The 14,685-nt window shown below is 60.8% G+C and carries 12 protein-coding genes; 8 read left to right on the forward strand and 4 right to left on the reverse strand.

The window, feature by feature from the left end; genetic code table 11:
• Positions 1-117 precede the first annotated feature (117 nt).
• Entirely contained in the window at positions 118-1,233 is a 1,116-nt protein-coding gene (locus QX071_RS04820) for an acyltransferase (RefSeq protein ID WP_315702017.1), read from the forward strand.
• Positions 1,234-1,357: 124 nt separating this feature from the next.
• On the opposite strand, the gene QX071_RS04825 is transcribed toward QX071_RS04820, so the two are convergent.
• Positions 1,358-2,122, reverse strand: a complete 765-nt coding sequence (locus QX071_RS04825) for a metallophosphoesterase family protein (protein WP_315702016.1) — start codon at positions 2,120-2,122, stop codon at positions 1,358-1,360.
• A gap of 642 nt (positions 2,123-2,764) precedes the next feature.
• Between QX071_RS04825 and QX071_RS04830 the strand changes: the two genes are divergently transcribed.
• The 6 genes from QX071_RS04830 to QX071_RS04855 all read left to right on the forward strand — a co-directional run bounded on the left by QX071_RS04830 (position 2,765) and on the right by QX071_RS04855 (position 9,307).
• On the forward strand, positions 2,765-3,301 hold the full coding sequence (locus QX071_RS04830) for a hypothetical protein (RefSeq protein ID WP_315702015.1): 537 nt from the start codon (positions 2,765-2,767) through the stop codon (positions 3,299-3,301).
• Positions 3,302-3,365: 64 nt separating this feature from the next.
• Positions 3,366-5,642 carry a polysaccharide biosynthesis tyrosine autokinase gene (locus QX071_RS04835; protein WP_315702014.1) on the forward strand — a complete coding sequence of 759 codons (2,277 nt, stop codon included), beginning with the start codon at positions 3,366-3,368 and terminating at the stop codon, positions 5,640-5,642.
• An 83-nt stretch (positions 5,643-5,725) separates the two neighbouring features.
• A complete protein-coding gene (locus QX071_RS04840) occupies positions 5,726-6,373 on the forward strand; it encodes a hypothetical protein (RefSeq protein ID WP_315702013.1) in 648 nt (215 codons plus the stop codon).
• Between the two features lie 904 nt (positions 6,374-7,277).
• A complete protein-coding gene (locus QX071_RS04845) occupies positions 7,278-7,883 on the forward strand; it encodes a sugar transferase (RefSeq protein ID WP_315702012.1) in 606 nt (201 codons plus the stop codon).
• Between the two features lie 216 nt (positions 7,884-8,099).
• Positions 8,100-8,318 (forward strand): hypothetical protein, encoded by a 219-nt coding sequence (locus QX071_RS04850; RefSeq protein WP_315702011.1) that lies wholly within the window; start codon positions 8,100-8,102, stop codon positions 8,316-8,318.
• A gap of 269 nt (positions 8,319-8,587) precedes the next feature.
• Positions 8,588-9,307, forward strand: a complete 720-nt coding sequence (locus QX071_RS04855) for a transglutaminase-like cysteine peptidase (RefSeq protein WP_315702010.1) — start codon at positions 8,588-8,590, stop codon at positions 9,305-9,307.
• 318 nt (positions 9,308-9,625) lie between these two features.
• On the opposite strand, the gene QX071_RS04860 is transcribed toward QX071_RS04855, so the two are convergent.
• Together QX071_RS04860 and QX071_RS04865 are read right to left on the reverse strand one after the other, a co-directional pair.
• On the reverse strand, positions 9,626-11,017 hold the full coding sequence (locus tag QX071_RS04860; protein WP_315702009.1) for an O-antigen ligase family protein: 1,392 nt from the start codon (positions 11,015-11,017) through the stop codon (positions 9,626-9,628).
• A gap of 54 nt (positions 11,018-11,071) precedes the next feature.
• Positions 11,072-12,181 (reverse strand): polysaccharide biosynthesis/export family protein, encoded by a 1,110-nt coding sequence (locus tag QX071_RS04865; protein WP_315702008.1) that lies wholly within the window; start codon positions 12,179-12,181, stop codon positions 11,072-11,074.
• A 770-nt stretch (positions 12,182-12,951) separates the two neighbouring features.
• On the opposite strand from QX071_RS04865, the gene QX071_RS04870 reads away from it, so the two are divergent.
• Positions 12,952-13,323: a hypothetical protein gene (locus tag QX071_RS04870; protein ID WP_315702007.1), complete on the forward strand. Its 372-nt coding sequence runs from the start codon at positions 12,952-12,954 to the stop codon at positions 13,321-13,323.
• Here QX071_RS04870 and QX071_RS04875 read toward each other — a convergent pair.
• Positions 13,235-14,488, reverse strand: a complete 1,254-nt coding sequence (locus tag QX071_RS04875) for a hypothetical protein (protein WP_315702006.1) — start codon at positions 14,486-14,488, stop codon at positions 13,235-13,237. The genes QX071_RS04870 and QX071_RS04875 overlap by 89 nt on opposite strands.
• Positions 14,489-14,685 lie beyond the last annotated feature (197 nt).

A 14,685-nucleotide genomic window follows, 5' to 3' on the forward strand; every position in this document is an offset into this window, starting at 1 on the left:
GCCGGATCGAGAAGGCGAAGCGACCTCGAACCGGCATTACCGAGCGCCAGGTCAGAATTCGCTACATCATTTTGTCGCATTCGCGATCCGGAAACATCAAGACACAAACAATGCTAGATGCTAGGTTTCGCACCTAGCGTGATTGTTTCTGACGCCCTGCAATTTGAGGGAGCGACGAACACGCGAGCGTACGAGTTCGGGAAGCGTTGTTTGGCAAGCAAAGAAATCTATACAATCCAATATCTCCGCGCGGTTGCTGCACTTTTCGTGCTTTACTATCATTTGGCGCTCCGTTATGGCGGCCCGATCCCCATTGGCACGTTTCCCCTGGATCTCTTCTTCGTCATCAGCGGGTTCATCACCTGGGTGATCTCGGTCGATCGTCCGATCGGTCCCTCGGCTTTCATGCTCCGCCGCATCGTTCGGCTCGTGCCGAATTATTGGCTGGCGACCTTTGCCACCGCGGTCCTGATCCTGGTCAAGCCCAATTTCACTTACGGGCACGAGCTTGACCTCTCTCGCTTCGTGGGCTCGCTGTTTTTCTGGCCGACCCTCTCGGGTGATCGCATCCTGCCCATCGTTCTGCAGGGCTGGACCCTGATCTACGAGATGATGTTTTACATTCTTGTCGCCGTATCGCTGCTCGTCGCGCAGCGCTATCGCCCTCTCTTCCTTGCTGCGGCGGTCGGCACATTGGCCGTTCTTCACGAGTGGATTCCCGATGCTCATTTTGTCTCGCTGACCAGCCCGAACATCCTGCTCGAATTTCTGGCCGGGGTGCTGCTCGGTGTCGTCTGGAAGAATGTGAGCCTCAGCATCGGCTGGGCACTGCTGTTTCTTGCTGCGGGCCCGATCGGCCTTGCTCTATCCGAATATTATCGCCCGGATGGTCTCTCCCTGCTGGCGCTGGTGGTCCCGCCGGTGCTGGTCGTCGCAGGGGCAGCCTATTACGAGAAGAGCAGGGGGCTGCCCGATATCCGTCTCCTGCGTTTTCTTGGCGATGCCTCATATTCGATCTTTATCTGGCATGTTTTCGTTTCGATCATTTTGGAGGGGCTGCTGCTCCACCTGAAGCTCCCGGTCAATTTGCACTTTGCGCTGGTGGTCTTGGCCACGGTCGGACTGACCTGCCTGATCTATCTCTGGGTGGAGCGGCCCATGACGGATTATGTGCGGGGTCTCGTCGCCCGTAAGCCGCTGCGGCCGCTGCCTGTACAGCGGCAGGCCTGCTGATGCCGCGGATGCTCCGTTCTCGTCCGCTTGCTTGGTATCGTTGATGCTGGCGTCAAGCGCCGTTGGCACGTATCGCAGCTGACGAGGCCTCGGAGAGGTGGGAGCGACTGCGAACGCCCGACCGTCAAGCCTGTCCGGTGTCGATCAGGGACAGCGAGCAGCCCTCGATGACGAGACATGTCAGGCAGCCGGTCGCGAATGCCCCGGTGTCGATATCGATCCGATTGGATTCCACCTGCACGGCCCGTGCGGGCGTATGACCATGAACCACGACCTTCCCGAAATCCTCGGCGGAGGCCAGGAATTCCTGCCGGATCCAGAGCAGGTCGCTTTCCTTCTGATTGGACAGGTCAATGCCCGGCCTGACCCCAGCATGGGCGAAGAAGAAATCGCCACAGTCAAAGCTCGGCCGCAGCTCCCGGAAAAAGCGCAGATGAGAGGGCGACAGCGCGGCGTGGAAAGCCGCCTGCAATTCTGCGATCGCCCGCGGCTGTTGCGCGTTCGGCGCGATCCCGAATGAGACCAGCGTCTGGAGGCCGCCCAGGCGCATCCACTGCTCGAACAGGTTGGGATCCGTCAGGCAACGGATCGCGACCTGCTCGTGATTTCCCTTGAGAAAGATCGACTCGCTCGTTTGTCCGTGCTCGATCAGCCGGTCGATCGTTTCCCGGGAGGAAGGCCCCCGATCGATGTAGTCGCCGAGAAAGACATGGAGCGGGCGATCGACCGGACGCTGCCGCGTGTCGGCGCTTGTTTGCGCCAGCAGGTCCTCGAGGAGGTCGAGTCGGCCGTGGATGTCGCCGATCGCATAGATCCTGGTGCCGTCGGGAAGCGCAGGTGTCCGCCCTGACAGCCGCAAGCGCTCAATACCGGGCAAGGATGACAGCACGCATTCCCCTGATACCGCCACGCGTCGCTGGATCAGGACGATGCCCAGTCCGCGCGCAGTGACGTCATTGATATCGCAACAGGTTAAGGCCGCGCCAATCAGCGGCGCTCTGACCGGAGTGGACCCATACTCACTCCTCCATAGGATCGGAATGGTATAAGCCTAGGAATGGTAAAGGGCCGCAAGTCGCCTAATGTTATTTAGTCGCACCCCCTAAAATTGCAAAGCGTTAACTTGCTAAACTGATAGTAAGTCTTATTTAACGTTTCGCCGCCCGCCTGTCGGAACGCCGAGCTGCGAATCTCAATTCCAAAGCTGCACTGCCGGCAATGAGTTAGCCAGTGGTCCTTTTGCCGCCAAGATTTACGAGCGTACTTCTGGGCGGGATGCGACGGGGTCCAGATGTCAGCGCCGGCACGCGGAGCTGCAGTTTCATACCGGCGAGCCGGAAACCATAGCGCGCGAGCGTGGTTGATGGGCTCTTAAGGGTGATGTATCTTAGAAGATATATTTTTTTACCACTCGCAAGGGGTTGGAGTCGTATCGATGCGTATCGGTTTGATCGTAAAGTCGCTATGCGCACAAATTTTTCTTGCACTCCTTATTACTCCCGTCCTCGCCAAATCTTGCATTGCGCCGCCGGTGTCCGAGTCGGACATCAATCGGTTCAAGTCGAATCCCGAGGATCTGCTGGCGCCCACCGCGGATACCCGCGCCATCGAAACCTCGGTGCGCGATCTCGCCGGGACCGATGCGTCGCTTGCGGCGGAGTTCGTGCGTCTGGCTCTGGCCGCTTCTCCGCGCTTCCGGACTGCAATCGCTGCGGGTCTCGCGCAAGCAGCTGTTGCTTGCGAGACGGCCGATCAGCAAGCCGCGCTCCTGATCCAGCAGGCGGTCGCAGGCTTCGAGGATGGCGAATTCCAGAACGCTTTCGCCGCTGTTGCAGGCGATCTCTCGACTGCAGCGGCGGAGGCCGCGACCACCGCCGCGACCGGCTCGGTCGGCAGTGTCATCGTGACCAATCCCAATCGCGGGACGCCGCTCAGCACGGCGCCCGGCGGCGGTGGGACCACCACGATATTTCAAATTTCTTCTACCGGGGTAGCTACCCGCCCCTCGACCACCAGCAACAGCAGCGGCACAGCCACCGCGGCAAGCCCGGTGAGCGCAACACGCTGATTTCTTCGGTCGTCGCGCCGGCCCAACAGGACCGCGGTCGTCAGGCCGATGTCGAGGATGTGATATGAATATTGCTGGTCCATTTCCGCCATATCGCGCGACAGAGGAACTCGATCGCGCCGCTGCGGTGGCCCCGCTGCTACAGGCGCGCGATTTCCTTCTGAGACAGTGGCGTCTGATCGCACTGGTCACCGCGCTCGCGATTACGGTCGGTGTCGCGAACCTCGCGATCATGCCGTCCAAATATACCGCCAGCACCGACATGATCATCGACACGAAGAAGATCGTGTGGATGCAGTCCGAGATGGCGACGGAAAATCGCGTGGTCGACGACGCTTCGGTGGAAAGCGAAATCGAGACCACCATGTCCGAGAACGTTGCAGGCTCCGTGGCGCGCCGGCTTCATTTGGACGAAGATCCTGAATTCATCGGCACTGGAGCGAGCCTGAGGTCGCGGTTGTTCGCGCTGTTCAAGAGCAAGGCCGCGCCTGCCCAGGAGATTACGCAGGAAGAGCGGATGCAGGGCGTTCTCGCCGTGCTTCGTGGAAACCTGCGTGTCGCTCGTGTCGGACGCAGCTATATCGAGCGGATTTCCTATACGTCGCTTGATCCCGTGAAGGCCGCGACGATCGCGAATGCGTTTGCGGATGCCTATATCGAGGACCAGCTGAACGCAAAATTCGAAGCGACTCACCGCGCCAGCGTCTGGCTGGAAGAGCGGATCGGGGAATTGCGCAAGCAGGCCACCGAAGCCTACAAAGCGGTCCAAGATTTCAAGTCGCAGAACAGCATCATCATCGGCGTCGACGGCAAGCTGGCGAGCGAGGTTGAACTCGATCAACTGGGCGTGTCTCTCGCCAAGGCGCGCGCCGACACCAGCCAGGCCAAAGCCAAGCTCGAGCGCATCGAGCGCGTTCTGGAGCAGCGGCCCGCGGCCAACTCCCCTGACAAGGAAACCTTCGATATTCCTGATCCCATCGTGACCGACGCGCTCAACAATCCGGTCATCACCAAGCTTCGGCAGCAGTTTCTGGACGACCAGAGCAAGGAGTCGGAGTGGAGCACGCGCTACGGTCACGATCACCAGGCGGCGCGAAACCTGCGCGCCGAAATGGCGGCGCTCCAGCGCGCCATCTGGGACGAGATCACGCGGATCGCGGAGAGCTACAAGAGCGAATTGCAGATCGCCAAGGCGCAGGAAGAGTCGATCGACAAGCGCATGACCGAAGTCTTCCAGCAGTCCGCCTCGACCCGTCAGGCCCAGGTCCGGCTGCGCGATCTTGAGACGGCGGCCAACACCTATCGAAACGTCTACGAGACGTTCCTGTCGCGCTTCACGCAATCGGTGCAGCAGCAGTCGTTCCCGTCGACGGAGGCGCGGGTCGTCACCCCGGCGACGCCGCCGCATGGGCGCAGCTCGCCCAAGACCAGCCTGACCCTGGCGCTCGCAGGACTTTGCGGAATCGGTATCGGCGTGATGCTGGCGTTTGCCCGGGAGCAGATGAACCGCCAAATTCACACCCGCGCCCAGATCGAGAGCCTTCTCGGCATAAACTGTCTGGCCGTGCTGCCTGCCCTCGCCGAGCGGAAGGGGCGGCGGCGGCGCCGCGCGGGCAGTGCCGAATCCGGGGTCATCCACCAGATCAGCGAGGTCGCCCCGTTTTCGGCGACAGCCGAAGCGCTGCGCTACATCAAGGTCGCAATCGACCTTCATCCCTCCGGCGGCAAGGTGGTGGGAATCGTTTCGGCTCTCCCCGGTGAGGGCAAGACGACGCTCACGACCGGCTTCGCTGCTTTTCTCGCCAAGAACGGCAGCCGCACGCTGGTCATCGATGCCGACCTGCGCAATCCCTCGATGACCACCAAGCTCGGTCATGCCGATTCCCCGGGCCTGCTCGACATGGTCGCCGACAAGTCGCCATTCAACGAGCTGCTGATCAAGGATTCCAACTTCAAGTTCGATTTCCTGCCGGCGGCTTCGACCCGGATCAAGCCATCCAACAGTTCCGATATCCTGAACTCGTCGGCGGTGAAGCAGGCCCTGAAGACGGCCAAGAGCGAGTACGATTATGTGCTGATCGATCTGCCGCCAATCCTGCCGGTGGTGGACGTCAAGGCGGTCGCGCATCTCTTCGATGCATTCGTACTGGTCGTCGAGTGGGGCTCAACCAAGCGGGATGAAATCCTCAAGGCGGTCGCGGCCTCGCCCATTCTCTCCGAACGACTGCTCGGCACCGTTCTTAACAAGGCCGACGAGAACGTGATGCGTCGCTTCGAGGGCTATTCGGACCGTCACTACGGCTATTACAACAACGACAAGATTCCTGCTCAAATCGTCTAGCCAGGTTCGTGCAACTGAAGCCAACAGCTGCTTCGCAGCACCAAGCCCTGCGCGTCCTGACCATCGTTGTCGGTTGTCTGGGCATGGCGTGGGGAATCGCCGGCTTCGCGCGTAGCGCGGCGGTGGATTATTTCGAGGACGTCGAGGCCCGCCTGCTGCGGTTCGGATCGTACAGCACCCAATCGGTGACCGGGATGCTCGATAGCTCGACCGCGCAGGACCTGAGCGATTGCGATAATCACGCCCAGAGATCGCTGCTGCTGCTGGAATTGCCCCTCGCCGACGCCGCGCTCCGGACAGGCGCAACGCGTGATTTCGACCGTCACGTCGAATCGATCGAGGCGCGCGCCAAACGAGTTCTCGCCTGTGCGCCGCGCGATCCGCTGTTCTGGCTCGTGTTGTTCGGACTTGAGGTCGAGCACGGACGGCGTGACCGTCACGCCTTCGACTTGCTCGCGACCTCCTACGAAATCTCACCCCATGAAGGTTGGCTCGGGCTGCGCCGAATGATGGTGACGATTCCCATCATCCAGACCGTTCCTGAGCCACTACGGGAGCAGGTTCTGACCGAATTCCAGAACCTGATCCGCGACAAGCTCCCCGAGATTCCTGCGCGCCTGTATCTGGGCGTATCGGGCTCCACGCGAGCCCTGCTCCAGGTGCGGATCGACCAGCTCGATGTGAAGAGCAGAGAAGCCTTCGCCGCGATGCTCCAGCAGCTTCAGCGCTGACAGGACAGCTGACGGGTCACTTGCCGCGCTGCCGATGGCAAGCTCCACCCGTGAAGCAATTCGAACCTTCGGCCAGGGATGACGTGGCGACGGATGATGTGGCGACAGCCGCCGGGCGTCATCGTCCTCACCAGTCGCAACGCCCCGCACGCGCCATGCTGTGCGCTGCAGTCCTCAGAATGAAGCCGCCGATTCCGGGCGTGCCGCATTGCAGCGGCCGGCGGATTACAGCGGGCCATGACCGATATCGATGCCCTCGCGCGGCGGACCATCGTCGCTTCCTTCTGCGGCCGGTCGGACGGTATCAGCATGCTTTTCGTTGCCGAGCTCGCGCGGCGGACCTGACATTCGTTCAGAGGGACCCCGCGTGCTCCACAACCAATAACAGGTCCGAAGCTGTACTAGACTACTGATTCCGCAGGTGCATTCGACCCGACTTTCGCAAACAGGGCTAACCGCAACTGATACGAATTTGCAACCCCGGGACCGTACGAGGTGTTCGTCGCGCCTCAGTTGCGAGATATGGTTAAAAGATTCTGAAAGCGAAAACTTTTTGGTCGGCCTTATGACATATTTGAAAGCTGAGAATGCACGGCAACGTGATTTGCGACCGTATCAGGGAGGCAAGATGGGATCCGCTCGATAGCCAAAAGCATCGTACGGTTAGCTGTTTAGCTTAACAGCATTCGGTATTTGGGTCGCATCTCTGCTGATTGTGCGTTGCCAGAGGTTTTGATAAACAATCAGTAAAAGAAGATGAAAAAGAAAATCTAAATTGCGATCCGGAGGATGTGTGTTCGAATCGTACCGGAGTACCGGAATGGATATATTTGCCGATACACGAAATGCTTTTGATATTACTCGTACGAAGACTCGCCGGCCGCAGGGTAAGCAGCCGGTAGGGATGGCCTACAAGAGGGTGCTGGACGTCGTCATTGCCCTGTCCGGCATCGTCCTGCTTGCGCCGCTTCTGCTGCTTTGTTTCGTTCTGACGATCGCCACCTCGCCTGGGCCGGCCCTGTTTCGGCATCGGCGTGTGGGGTTCGGCGGCAAGACGTTCGAATGCTTGAAATTCCGCACCATGGCGGTCGATGCCTCGGAGCGGCTACGCCACCTATTGGCGACTGATCCTCGGGCCGCAGCGGAATGGGCGTCGACACGCAAGTTGCGCAACGACCCGCGGGTCACCGTCTTCGGAGCGATCATGCGCAAGTCGAGCCTCGACGAGCTGCCGCAGCTGTTCAATGTGCTGAAGGGCGAAATGAGCATCGTCGGTCCGCGACCGGTGACCGAGGAAGAGCTCGAGCGCTATGCGAGCTCGATCGGTGCGTATCTCGCCTGTCGGCCCGGAATTACCGGACTATGGCAGGTGAGTGGCCGCAGCTCGACCACTTACGACAAACGCGTCGCCTACGACACGTTCTATGCGCAGAACTGGTCGGTCGCGCTCGATGCCAAGATCATCATCGTGACCATTCCCGCCGTTCTGTTTGCCGAAAATGCCTGCTGATCCGATCCGGCCGTGATCTTTGATTGCCGCCGGATCATGTTTGCTGAGCCCCGAGACCACCAATATGCGGTGACGTCGGGGTGCGGGATCAAGCCCCGTCCAGACTCGAAGCTTCCTACTTCCGACGACCGGAGATGCCGGCTTGAAGCCCTCGCTGGCTTCCAGCCTGTGCGCCGTCCTGTGATGCTTTTTGGCCGAATGTCTTGAGCACCGCCAATGACACCCATGATCGATTTCGATCCGATCGGCACGGAGAATGAGGACAAGCCGTTCTTCCCGGATGTTCCGCCCGGCCGACGCGTCGCTGTCGTACTGACCATTCTGCTCATCCTCGCGACGATCGGCGCGTGGTTCATATTTCTGGGATGGGGCGTCGTCGAGATCACTCACTCTGCATTTCTGGGTATCAAAACGCTTTGGAGTGAGATCCTCTAGCCGCGCGGTGAGGCTGCGGATCCGAGATCGCTCCAACAGTGCTGGTCTGAGGTCTGCTTCGGCTGCGAACACCAGTCACTCTCGACCAGCCTATATTTTCTACGTATTTCCCCCATTGATATACCGGCCCGATTCGATACAACCTGTTGCTCTCCCATCAAAAAAAGCGTTAACTGCTACAAATAGCGAAGATTTAACCCGCGAAGGACAGAATTTGCCGCAGTAGCGAACCCTCCGAGGCTCGCGTATCTCCGACTAGGTAGTGTGACATGGCGCGACGATCGGCGTTCTTGATCTCTGTGCTTGCCGCGTGCGGGCTCGCCGCAACTGCGGCAAATGCTCGTGATCGATGGGTTGGCGAACCGATTGCGCCGTCTGCGATCGAGCAAGGCGCGCCCACGCTGGCTCCATTCCAGCATGTTCGTTTCTGCCTGCGCTATCCCTCGGAGTGCCGCTCCGATCCGTCCGGCGAAGAGCGTATCGGGTTGAATGCCGAGAAGACGGAGCTTCTCGACCGCGTCAATCGCACCGTGAACGCGGAGATTTCGCCGACCGTCAAGCGCTACGGATCGGACCTGCAAAGCGCTTGGAGCATTGCGCCGGTGTTCGGCGATTGCAACGACTACGCGGTGACCAAGCGACACGACTTGGCACAGAACGGATTGTCGACGAGGGCGTTGCGACTGGCCGTCGTCAAGACTCCTGAAGGTCTCGGTCATCTCGTGCTCGTCGTGGCAACGACCAGCGGCGACATGGTCCTCGACAACCTCACACGAGCAATCCTGCCTTGGCAGCGGACTCGTTACCGATGGTTGAAGATCCAGTCAGCCGACGATCCTCGCTTCTGGTATGCAGTCAAGTCTCCGATGGTGGCGCGTAGCGAACACAAGACGCGTGTGGCGAGGCTCGTGCCGCGCACCCGAAGCTCGCTTCATCCGCAGCGATCTTCTCAAGGGTCGTTCGAATCCGAAGAATACCAGGACCTTTGATGCGAGCAGGCTTCGGTTCACACGCTTGATGAACCTGGCTCGCGGGACCGAAGCCAATTTCCGAACCACGACACGCGCATGCTGAGTCCGTCAGTTCGCATCGTTCTTTGCTGCGGCCGACGCGCGTGAGCGGCGAACTCTCCCCATCGGCAGTTACGAGCCAACCGAACTAGTTCTCTGCGCTTGAATCGGATCGCCTGCGATCGGAACGGCGCCGATTTGCGGCAAATCGCGAGCGTGCACGGTGTACGAAAGCGCTCCCGCCGCAGGCGGTGTCGTTGACCGCGGTCAACAGTGCAGTTGGGGGCGTGACCGCCGCTAACGCAGGGCGGGCTCTACAGCTGACGTCGGGCTCTTGATGCGATGCTCTGCGGTCGCTTGTGCAAGCCCGCAGCCAAGCAGGATCCCGAACACGATCGCATAGCCCGGTATCTGGAGTGAAAAGTCGATCATCGCATGCAGATAGGTCAGAACCGCAATTCCGGCCAGGGCGGCGAACGAGCTGCGGCGCCGGTCGACCGAGCGAAGTGCGGCGCGCGCCAGCACGAGCACAGAGGCCAAGGCAGCAAGTACGAACGCCAGCGCCAGAGGAATCCCCATCTCGAAAGCAATCTCGAGAATGGTCGAGTGTGCAAAATCCCAAACGCCCCAACTCTCGAAGTCGGTGGTGCGCAACGAAGGGAAGAGATCGGCGAAGGTGCCGAGGCCTGCGCCCAGAAGCGGCCGCTGGCGAATAACCTCCAAGGATATCTCGTAGACGGCCCATCGTCCCACGTCGAATGCGCCCTGGCTTCCGATCCGGCCTGTGCCGCTCAGCCAGGCGAATGTGACGGTCAGGGCGGCGATGATCGAGCCGGCCACAACCCAGGACCGGGCTCTGAACTGGTGTGGCACCATCAGGCCGAGCGCGACAAGAAGGCCGAGGCTGGAGCAAATCAGGCCGCCGCGTGAGCCGGTCAGCAGCAGCGCAAACAAACAGATCAGCGCTGCCGACGCACGGAGGACCAGTTCGAATGCCACGGCTTCATTAGCCGGGGTCAACAGCAGAACCCTGAGGGAGGACCATTGCAGCGATTGCAGCGTCAGGAAGGCTGCACAGGAGCACAGGATCATTCCGGCGCCGATAAACGTTGCAGCGGTGTTGTGGTTGACGAAGGTGGCAGTCAGGCTGCCCCGATAGGCGACCTTTGGCGCCCATAGCAGCAGGTCTGGGGTCAAGGCGAGCGCGGCCAGGCCGTAGATCGCATAGAGCAGAATGGAATAGCGCGCTGCGATGATCAGCTTGTCTGTCTTGCGCCGAGAGGTCCCGACGAAGAAGCCGCAGAGCAAGGACGTCACCGCAAGGAGGAAATGACCGATCGCGATCGGCGGAATCTCCGCCCGGCTGGAGATCCGCGGCGCAACATCCAGCCCGAGCAGGTCCTTGGTCCGCAGCCAGATCGGGTCGTCAAGACCGCTCAGCAGCCCAGGGATCACCTGGATGACTGCAACCAAGACATAGGCGGCAGCGATCAGGGACAACACCAGAAGCACGCGGCGCTGACCGGCGCTCAACGGGGCGGCTGCGACGCCGCAGATCGTGCCGAACGACAGCACGACCGTCCACACCGATACCCAGACGCGGTCGACCGATCCGAAGAACAGCGGTGCGAGGGTCAGCGCGCCAATCGTGACCCAAAGCTGGACGGAACCGATCGCCTTCACCGTCATCCCCAATCAAGCAGCGCCGAGCCGCCCCGACTCAGATCGGCTGCTAGATTGAGGTTACCACTTCGTCTTCACCGCCGTGTTGACGTTGGTCACTGCATTCGCCGTGTTCGACGTCGTGTTTGCCGTGGAGTTGATCAGGGTCAGGAGCTTGTAGTAGTCGACCACCTTCGCGTTGGCGACGTACATCACGTCCTTGCTCCGCACCTGGAAGCCTGCCGCCAGCAACATGCCCGACGGGTCGCGCAGATTGACGTGATAGATCGTCGGAATGCGATCGTAGGTGAACCGGGTGGTATCGATGCCCAGCTTCTGCAGGAGCGAACGGTCCTCGTAGCGATAAACGAAGACTTCGGCGGGATCCGACTGTTGATCGTTCAGACCGCCCGCCTTGCCGATCGCCTGCGACAGCGTGAGGGTCTCGGTGTCGAAGGCAATCTCGGAGTTGAAGCCGAAAACGTTCTGATTGAGGGCGCCGAGTGCCGTGAAGGTCGGAGCCTCGCGGGTAAGGAAGATCACGTCATTCGGACGGATGAAGATGTTCTCGTTGGGATCGTGCACCACGCGGCTCAACAGCACCCGCACGCGCTTCCCGTCGCGCTGCAGCGTAACGTAGCTCTCGATCGCCTCGTATTTCGGGCCGCCGGCCCGCGCAATGACGGCCAGGAGTCGCTCGCCGACGCTGTTCAACGCCAGCACGCCGGGCGTGTTGACGTCGCCGAGAACGCTGACCACGCTGGAATGCTGCTGGTTCAGGCTGACCACGACCTGCGGCTCGATTGCGCGATTGCGCAGCCGCGCAACGATCGCCTGCTGAATTTCGGGCAAGGTCCGCGAGGCGGCCGGAATCTCGCCGGCATAAGGAACGGTGATGTTGCCCTTCTGGTCGACCGCCTGTGCGGGCAGGTCGACGAAGTTGCCGGGACGAGCACCCGCGGCCGTTGCGGGCGTGAACAAGCCGCCGGGCGCGGCTTCGAAGATCGAGATGTTCAAGATGTCGCCGACGCCGGCCACCTGCTCGGGCTTTGGCCGTTTGTCGGGGAAGATGCCTTGGAACGAGATCAGGTTCGGCTGCGACAGAAACCCGATGGTTTCAGCGCTGACGTCGACCAGCGCATAGGGCAGCGCGGTGTTCGACCGGACGCTTGCCGTCGGGTTGCTATTCACTGCGTCGCTGTTCGGACCCGTTCCGGGGAGCAGCGAGCAGCCCGGCAGCAATGCCAACAGCGCCAGGACGATGAGCGAGCGCGAGCCTCCGCACAGGTGCCGCAATCGGTTCGGAGTGCTGTTGCGGGTAGCATCCCCGCTAACGTTGGCCGCTCCACGCGTCGAACGCGGATTGATAAGGATTCTCAAAACCCACCCTCGGATGCGATAAAAATAATTTGTTTTCCCCGCGCCGCGTCCTCACGAACGGAGGAAAACGGCGGTTCCATCCGGCTATGAACCTACTTGGCGACTTACCTAGGTAAAAGATCGTACTGCTCCGCCATCTCTGCTTTTGCAACGTCGTGGTAATTCAGTCACACTCTGGCCTACCAAGGTACCAATCATTGCCTGACCGGCCGCACGGTGTTGCGGCTCGGACTGCCTTGGCGGGCCGAGGAAACTGTTTGTGACAATGGAAGCACAAGGCCGTTGAGCGACGGTTACTTGGAAGTGTTCGGCGGAATTTTGCCACAAAATCGCAATCGCAAGTAGATGCTCCGGGCGATTACGCGTTGACGTTTTTTTTGAGCCGATTAACTTAAGAAGCTGTAATCTGATTGGCCGACGCTACGATTCGTGGTTCGGCTCAGCAGGTTGCTTGGGATGACGAGTGTGGCGGGAGTGTTGCTGATTCGGATCTCTGGGTATCTCTCATATGAGGCGGCATCGCGGCGACGTGCGCCGCATGTGTGAAGTTCGAATCACGGCGAACGGGAGGGACGTTGCTTATGGGGTACGCGGCCCTTGTATTGGCGATCTTGGGACTCGCCGCCGGACTCACGTCCCGACTGAAGATTCTTTTAGTGCACGTCACGGTTGTGTTTCTGCTGTCGATCGGTTTTTCCCTGCAGGCCGGCTTCACCTTCCTTTGGACCGCTGCGATCGTCATGATCGCGCAGACGATCCTGCAAAGCAGCTATCTCGCGGGCTTGGTGATTCGCGCCGTCCTGCGTCCGGCGCAGTTTCCGGCCTTCGATGACGCCTCGGACGCGCCGGCAGGCGAGCGTTCGGTTAAGGCTTTTGACAGGCTGAGTAAAACACCCCGTTCGCAGCGTCCGTTCGCTCAAGGCATTGTGCGGGGTCAGTTATGGCCCCGCTGATGGTGAAGTCGTAGCCGCGGTCCTTCAGAACGAGCGCGTAGCGTCCTGCAGGCAGGACGAAGTCAGGTTTCTCCGGCTGCACCAGCAGCATCTCGGGTTTTCCCGGCACCGGCCTGACCCGATACTCATAAGCGATACTGCGGATATTCCATGCGTCGGTGACGGCGGAGAAGACCGGCTTGCCCTTCGCATCGAACGAGAGCGCCCGCACCACCCGACCGACCACCCGCACATCCATCCGGTCCGGCGCGGTGTCGGCCATGTCTCGCCGATAGACGATGAATTTGGCCCGCCCGTCGGCGAGCGTGGTGTGGCTTGGCTGAGTGACCGGCGTCGATATCGCGATCCGCTTGTCGGGGACTCGCTCGGTGAGCTGTTGCAGCTCGACCAGCTCATCGTTGATCAGGGCGTAGACGCCGTAATCAGTGGGAACGGGAAACGGGGGCTGCGGCACGGCTGGTACTACGGGTGCAGCAGGCGCCAGCGAGGCGGCTGACGGTGCAGCAGGCGCGTTATTGGCCGCTGGCGCCGGAGGCGTGCCGGGTTCGGCGATCGGCCGGACTGGCGCATGGAAGAGAGCCAGGCGGTCGCCCAAGGCTGTCAACTGGTGGCGAAAGGACATCAATAGGACGCCACCTGCCAGCACCAGCAGGCCGGCGATGCCCGCGCGCGCGAGCCGCGCCGACCGTGATGGCCTGCGAACCTCCCGCACCCGAGCGTCCCGGTAGACCGACACCCGTTCCGGGACCAGGATGTCCTGGATCGGCGGATCGATGGGCACCATGGAGGTTTCGGTCAGCTCCACGGTCTCAATGCCCGTCGATGTCGTTGGCAGCAGTTTGTCGCCCTGGCTCTCGGCAGCGGCGGGCAGGCGCAGGAGGTCATCGTCGCGGAGCGAGAACCGCTCGACCCCTTTGATCGCGGTTTCCAGCGCCTCCGCCATCCGCCCGCGCTCGGCATCGGTGGTGTCGGCTGCGTCGATCTTCAGCCGGGCCCGCGCGAACTCGTAGATCGCCAGCCGCATCTGCGCCGGATCATCCTTCACCACGTTGATCATCTTCTGGAGAATCAGGGCGAACTCGATCTCCTGGCCGAACGGCGAGATGGCGCCCTTTTCGTCCTGTTTCGGAGTGTCACTGGTCATGTCGGTGGTCGGCCGATCCATCGGTCCTTCGCCGGAAGTCGCATCATGATTGAAATACCGGACATTGAAATATCTGGCTTGCTGCGCCGGTCATTGTGAGAGCGGTGCTGAAGGCACTGCCCCTGCCGAGGTAGGACGGATCGCAGCAAGGCGTTGTGGTCGAAATCGAGGAGCAGGTTGGCGAACCCTATTGTTCCAGTCTATGGTGCTTTAGCAAT

The sequence above is a fragment of the Bradyrhizobium sp. SZCCHNS1022 genome, from assembly GCF_032484835.1.
Taxonomy (GTDB): Bacteria; Pseudomonadota; Alphaproteobacteria; order Rhizobiales; family Xanthobacteraceae; genus Bradyrhizobium.

What these genes read in the sequence shown, in the direction of transcription:
- QX071_RS04820 (WP_315702017.1), top strand. Translation starts at nt 118, where the DNA reads ATGCTAGGTTTCGCACCTAGCGTGATTGTTTCTGACGCCCTGCAATTT.
- QX071_RS04835 (WP_315702014.1), top strand. Translation starts at nt 3,366, where the DNA reads ATGAATATTGCTGGTCCATTTCCGCCATATCGCGCGACAGAGGAACTC.
- QX071_RS04840 (WP_315702013.1), top strand. Translation starts at nt 5,726, where the DNA reads ATGGCGTGGGGAATCGCCGGCTTCGCGCGTAGCGCGGCGGTGGATTAT.
- QX071_RS04845 (WP_315702012.1), top strand. Translation starts at nt 7,278, where the DNA reads ATGGCCTACAAGAGGGTGCTGGACGTCGTCATTGCCCTGTCCGGCATC.
- QX071_RS04850 (WP_315702011.1), top strand. Translation starts at nt 8,100, where the DNA reads ATGACACCCATGATCGATTTCGATCCGATCGGCACGGAGAATGAGGAC.
- QX071_RS04855 (WP_315702010.1), top strand. Translation starts at nt 8,588, where the DNA reads ATGGCGCGACGATCGGCGTTCTTGATCTCTGTGCTTGCCGCGTGCGGG.
- QX071_RS04860 (WP_315702009.1), bottom strand. Translation starts at nt 11,017, where the DNA reads ATGACGGTGAAGGCGATCGGTTCCGTCCAGCTTTGGGTCACGATTGGC.
- QX071_RS04870 (WP_315702007.1), top strand. Translation starts at nt 12,952, where the DNA reads ATGGGGTACGCGGCCCTTGTATTGGCGATCTTGGGACTCGCCGCCGGA.
- QX071_RS04875 (WP_315702006.1), bottom strand. Translation starts at nt 14,488, where the DNA reads ATGGATCGGCCGACCACCGACATGACCAGTGACACTCCGAAACAGGAC.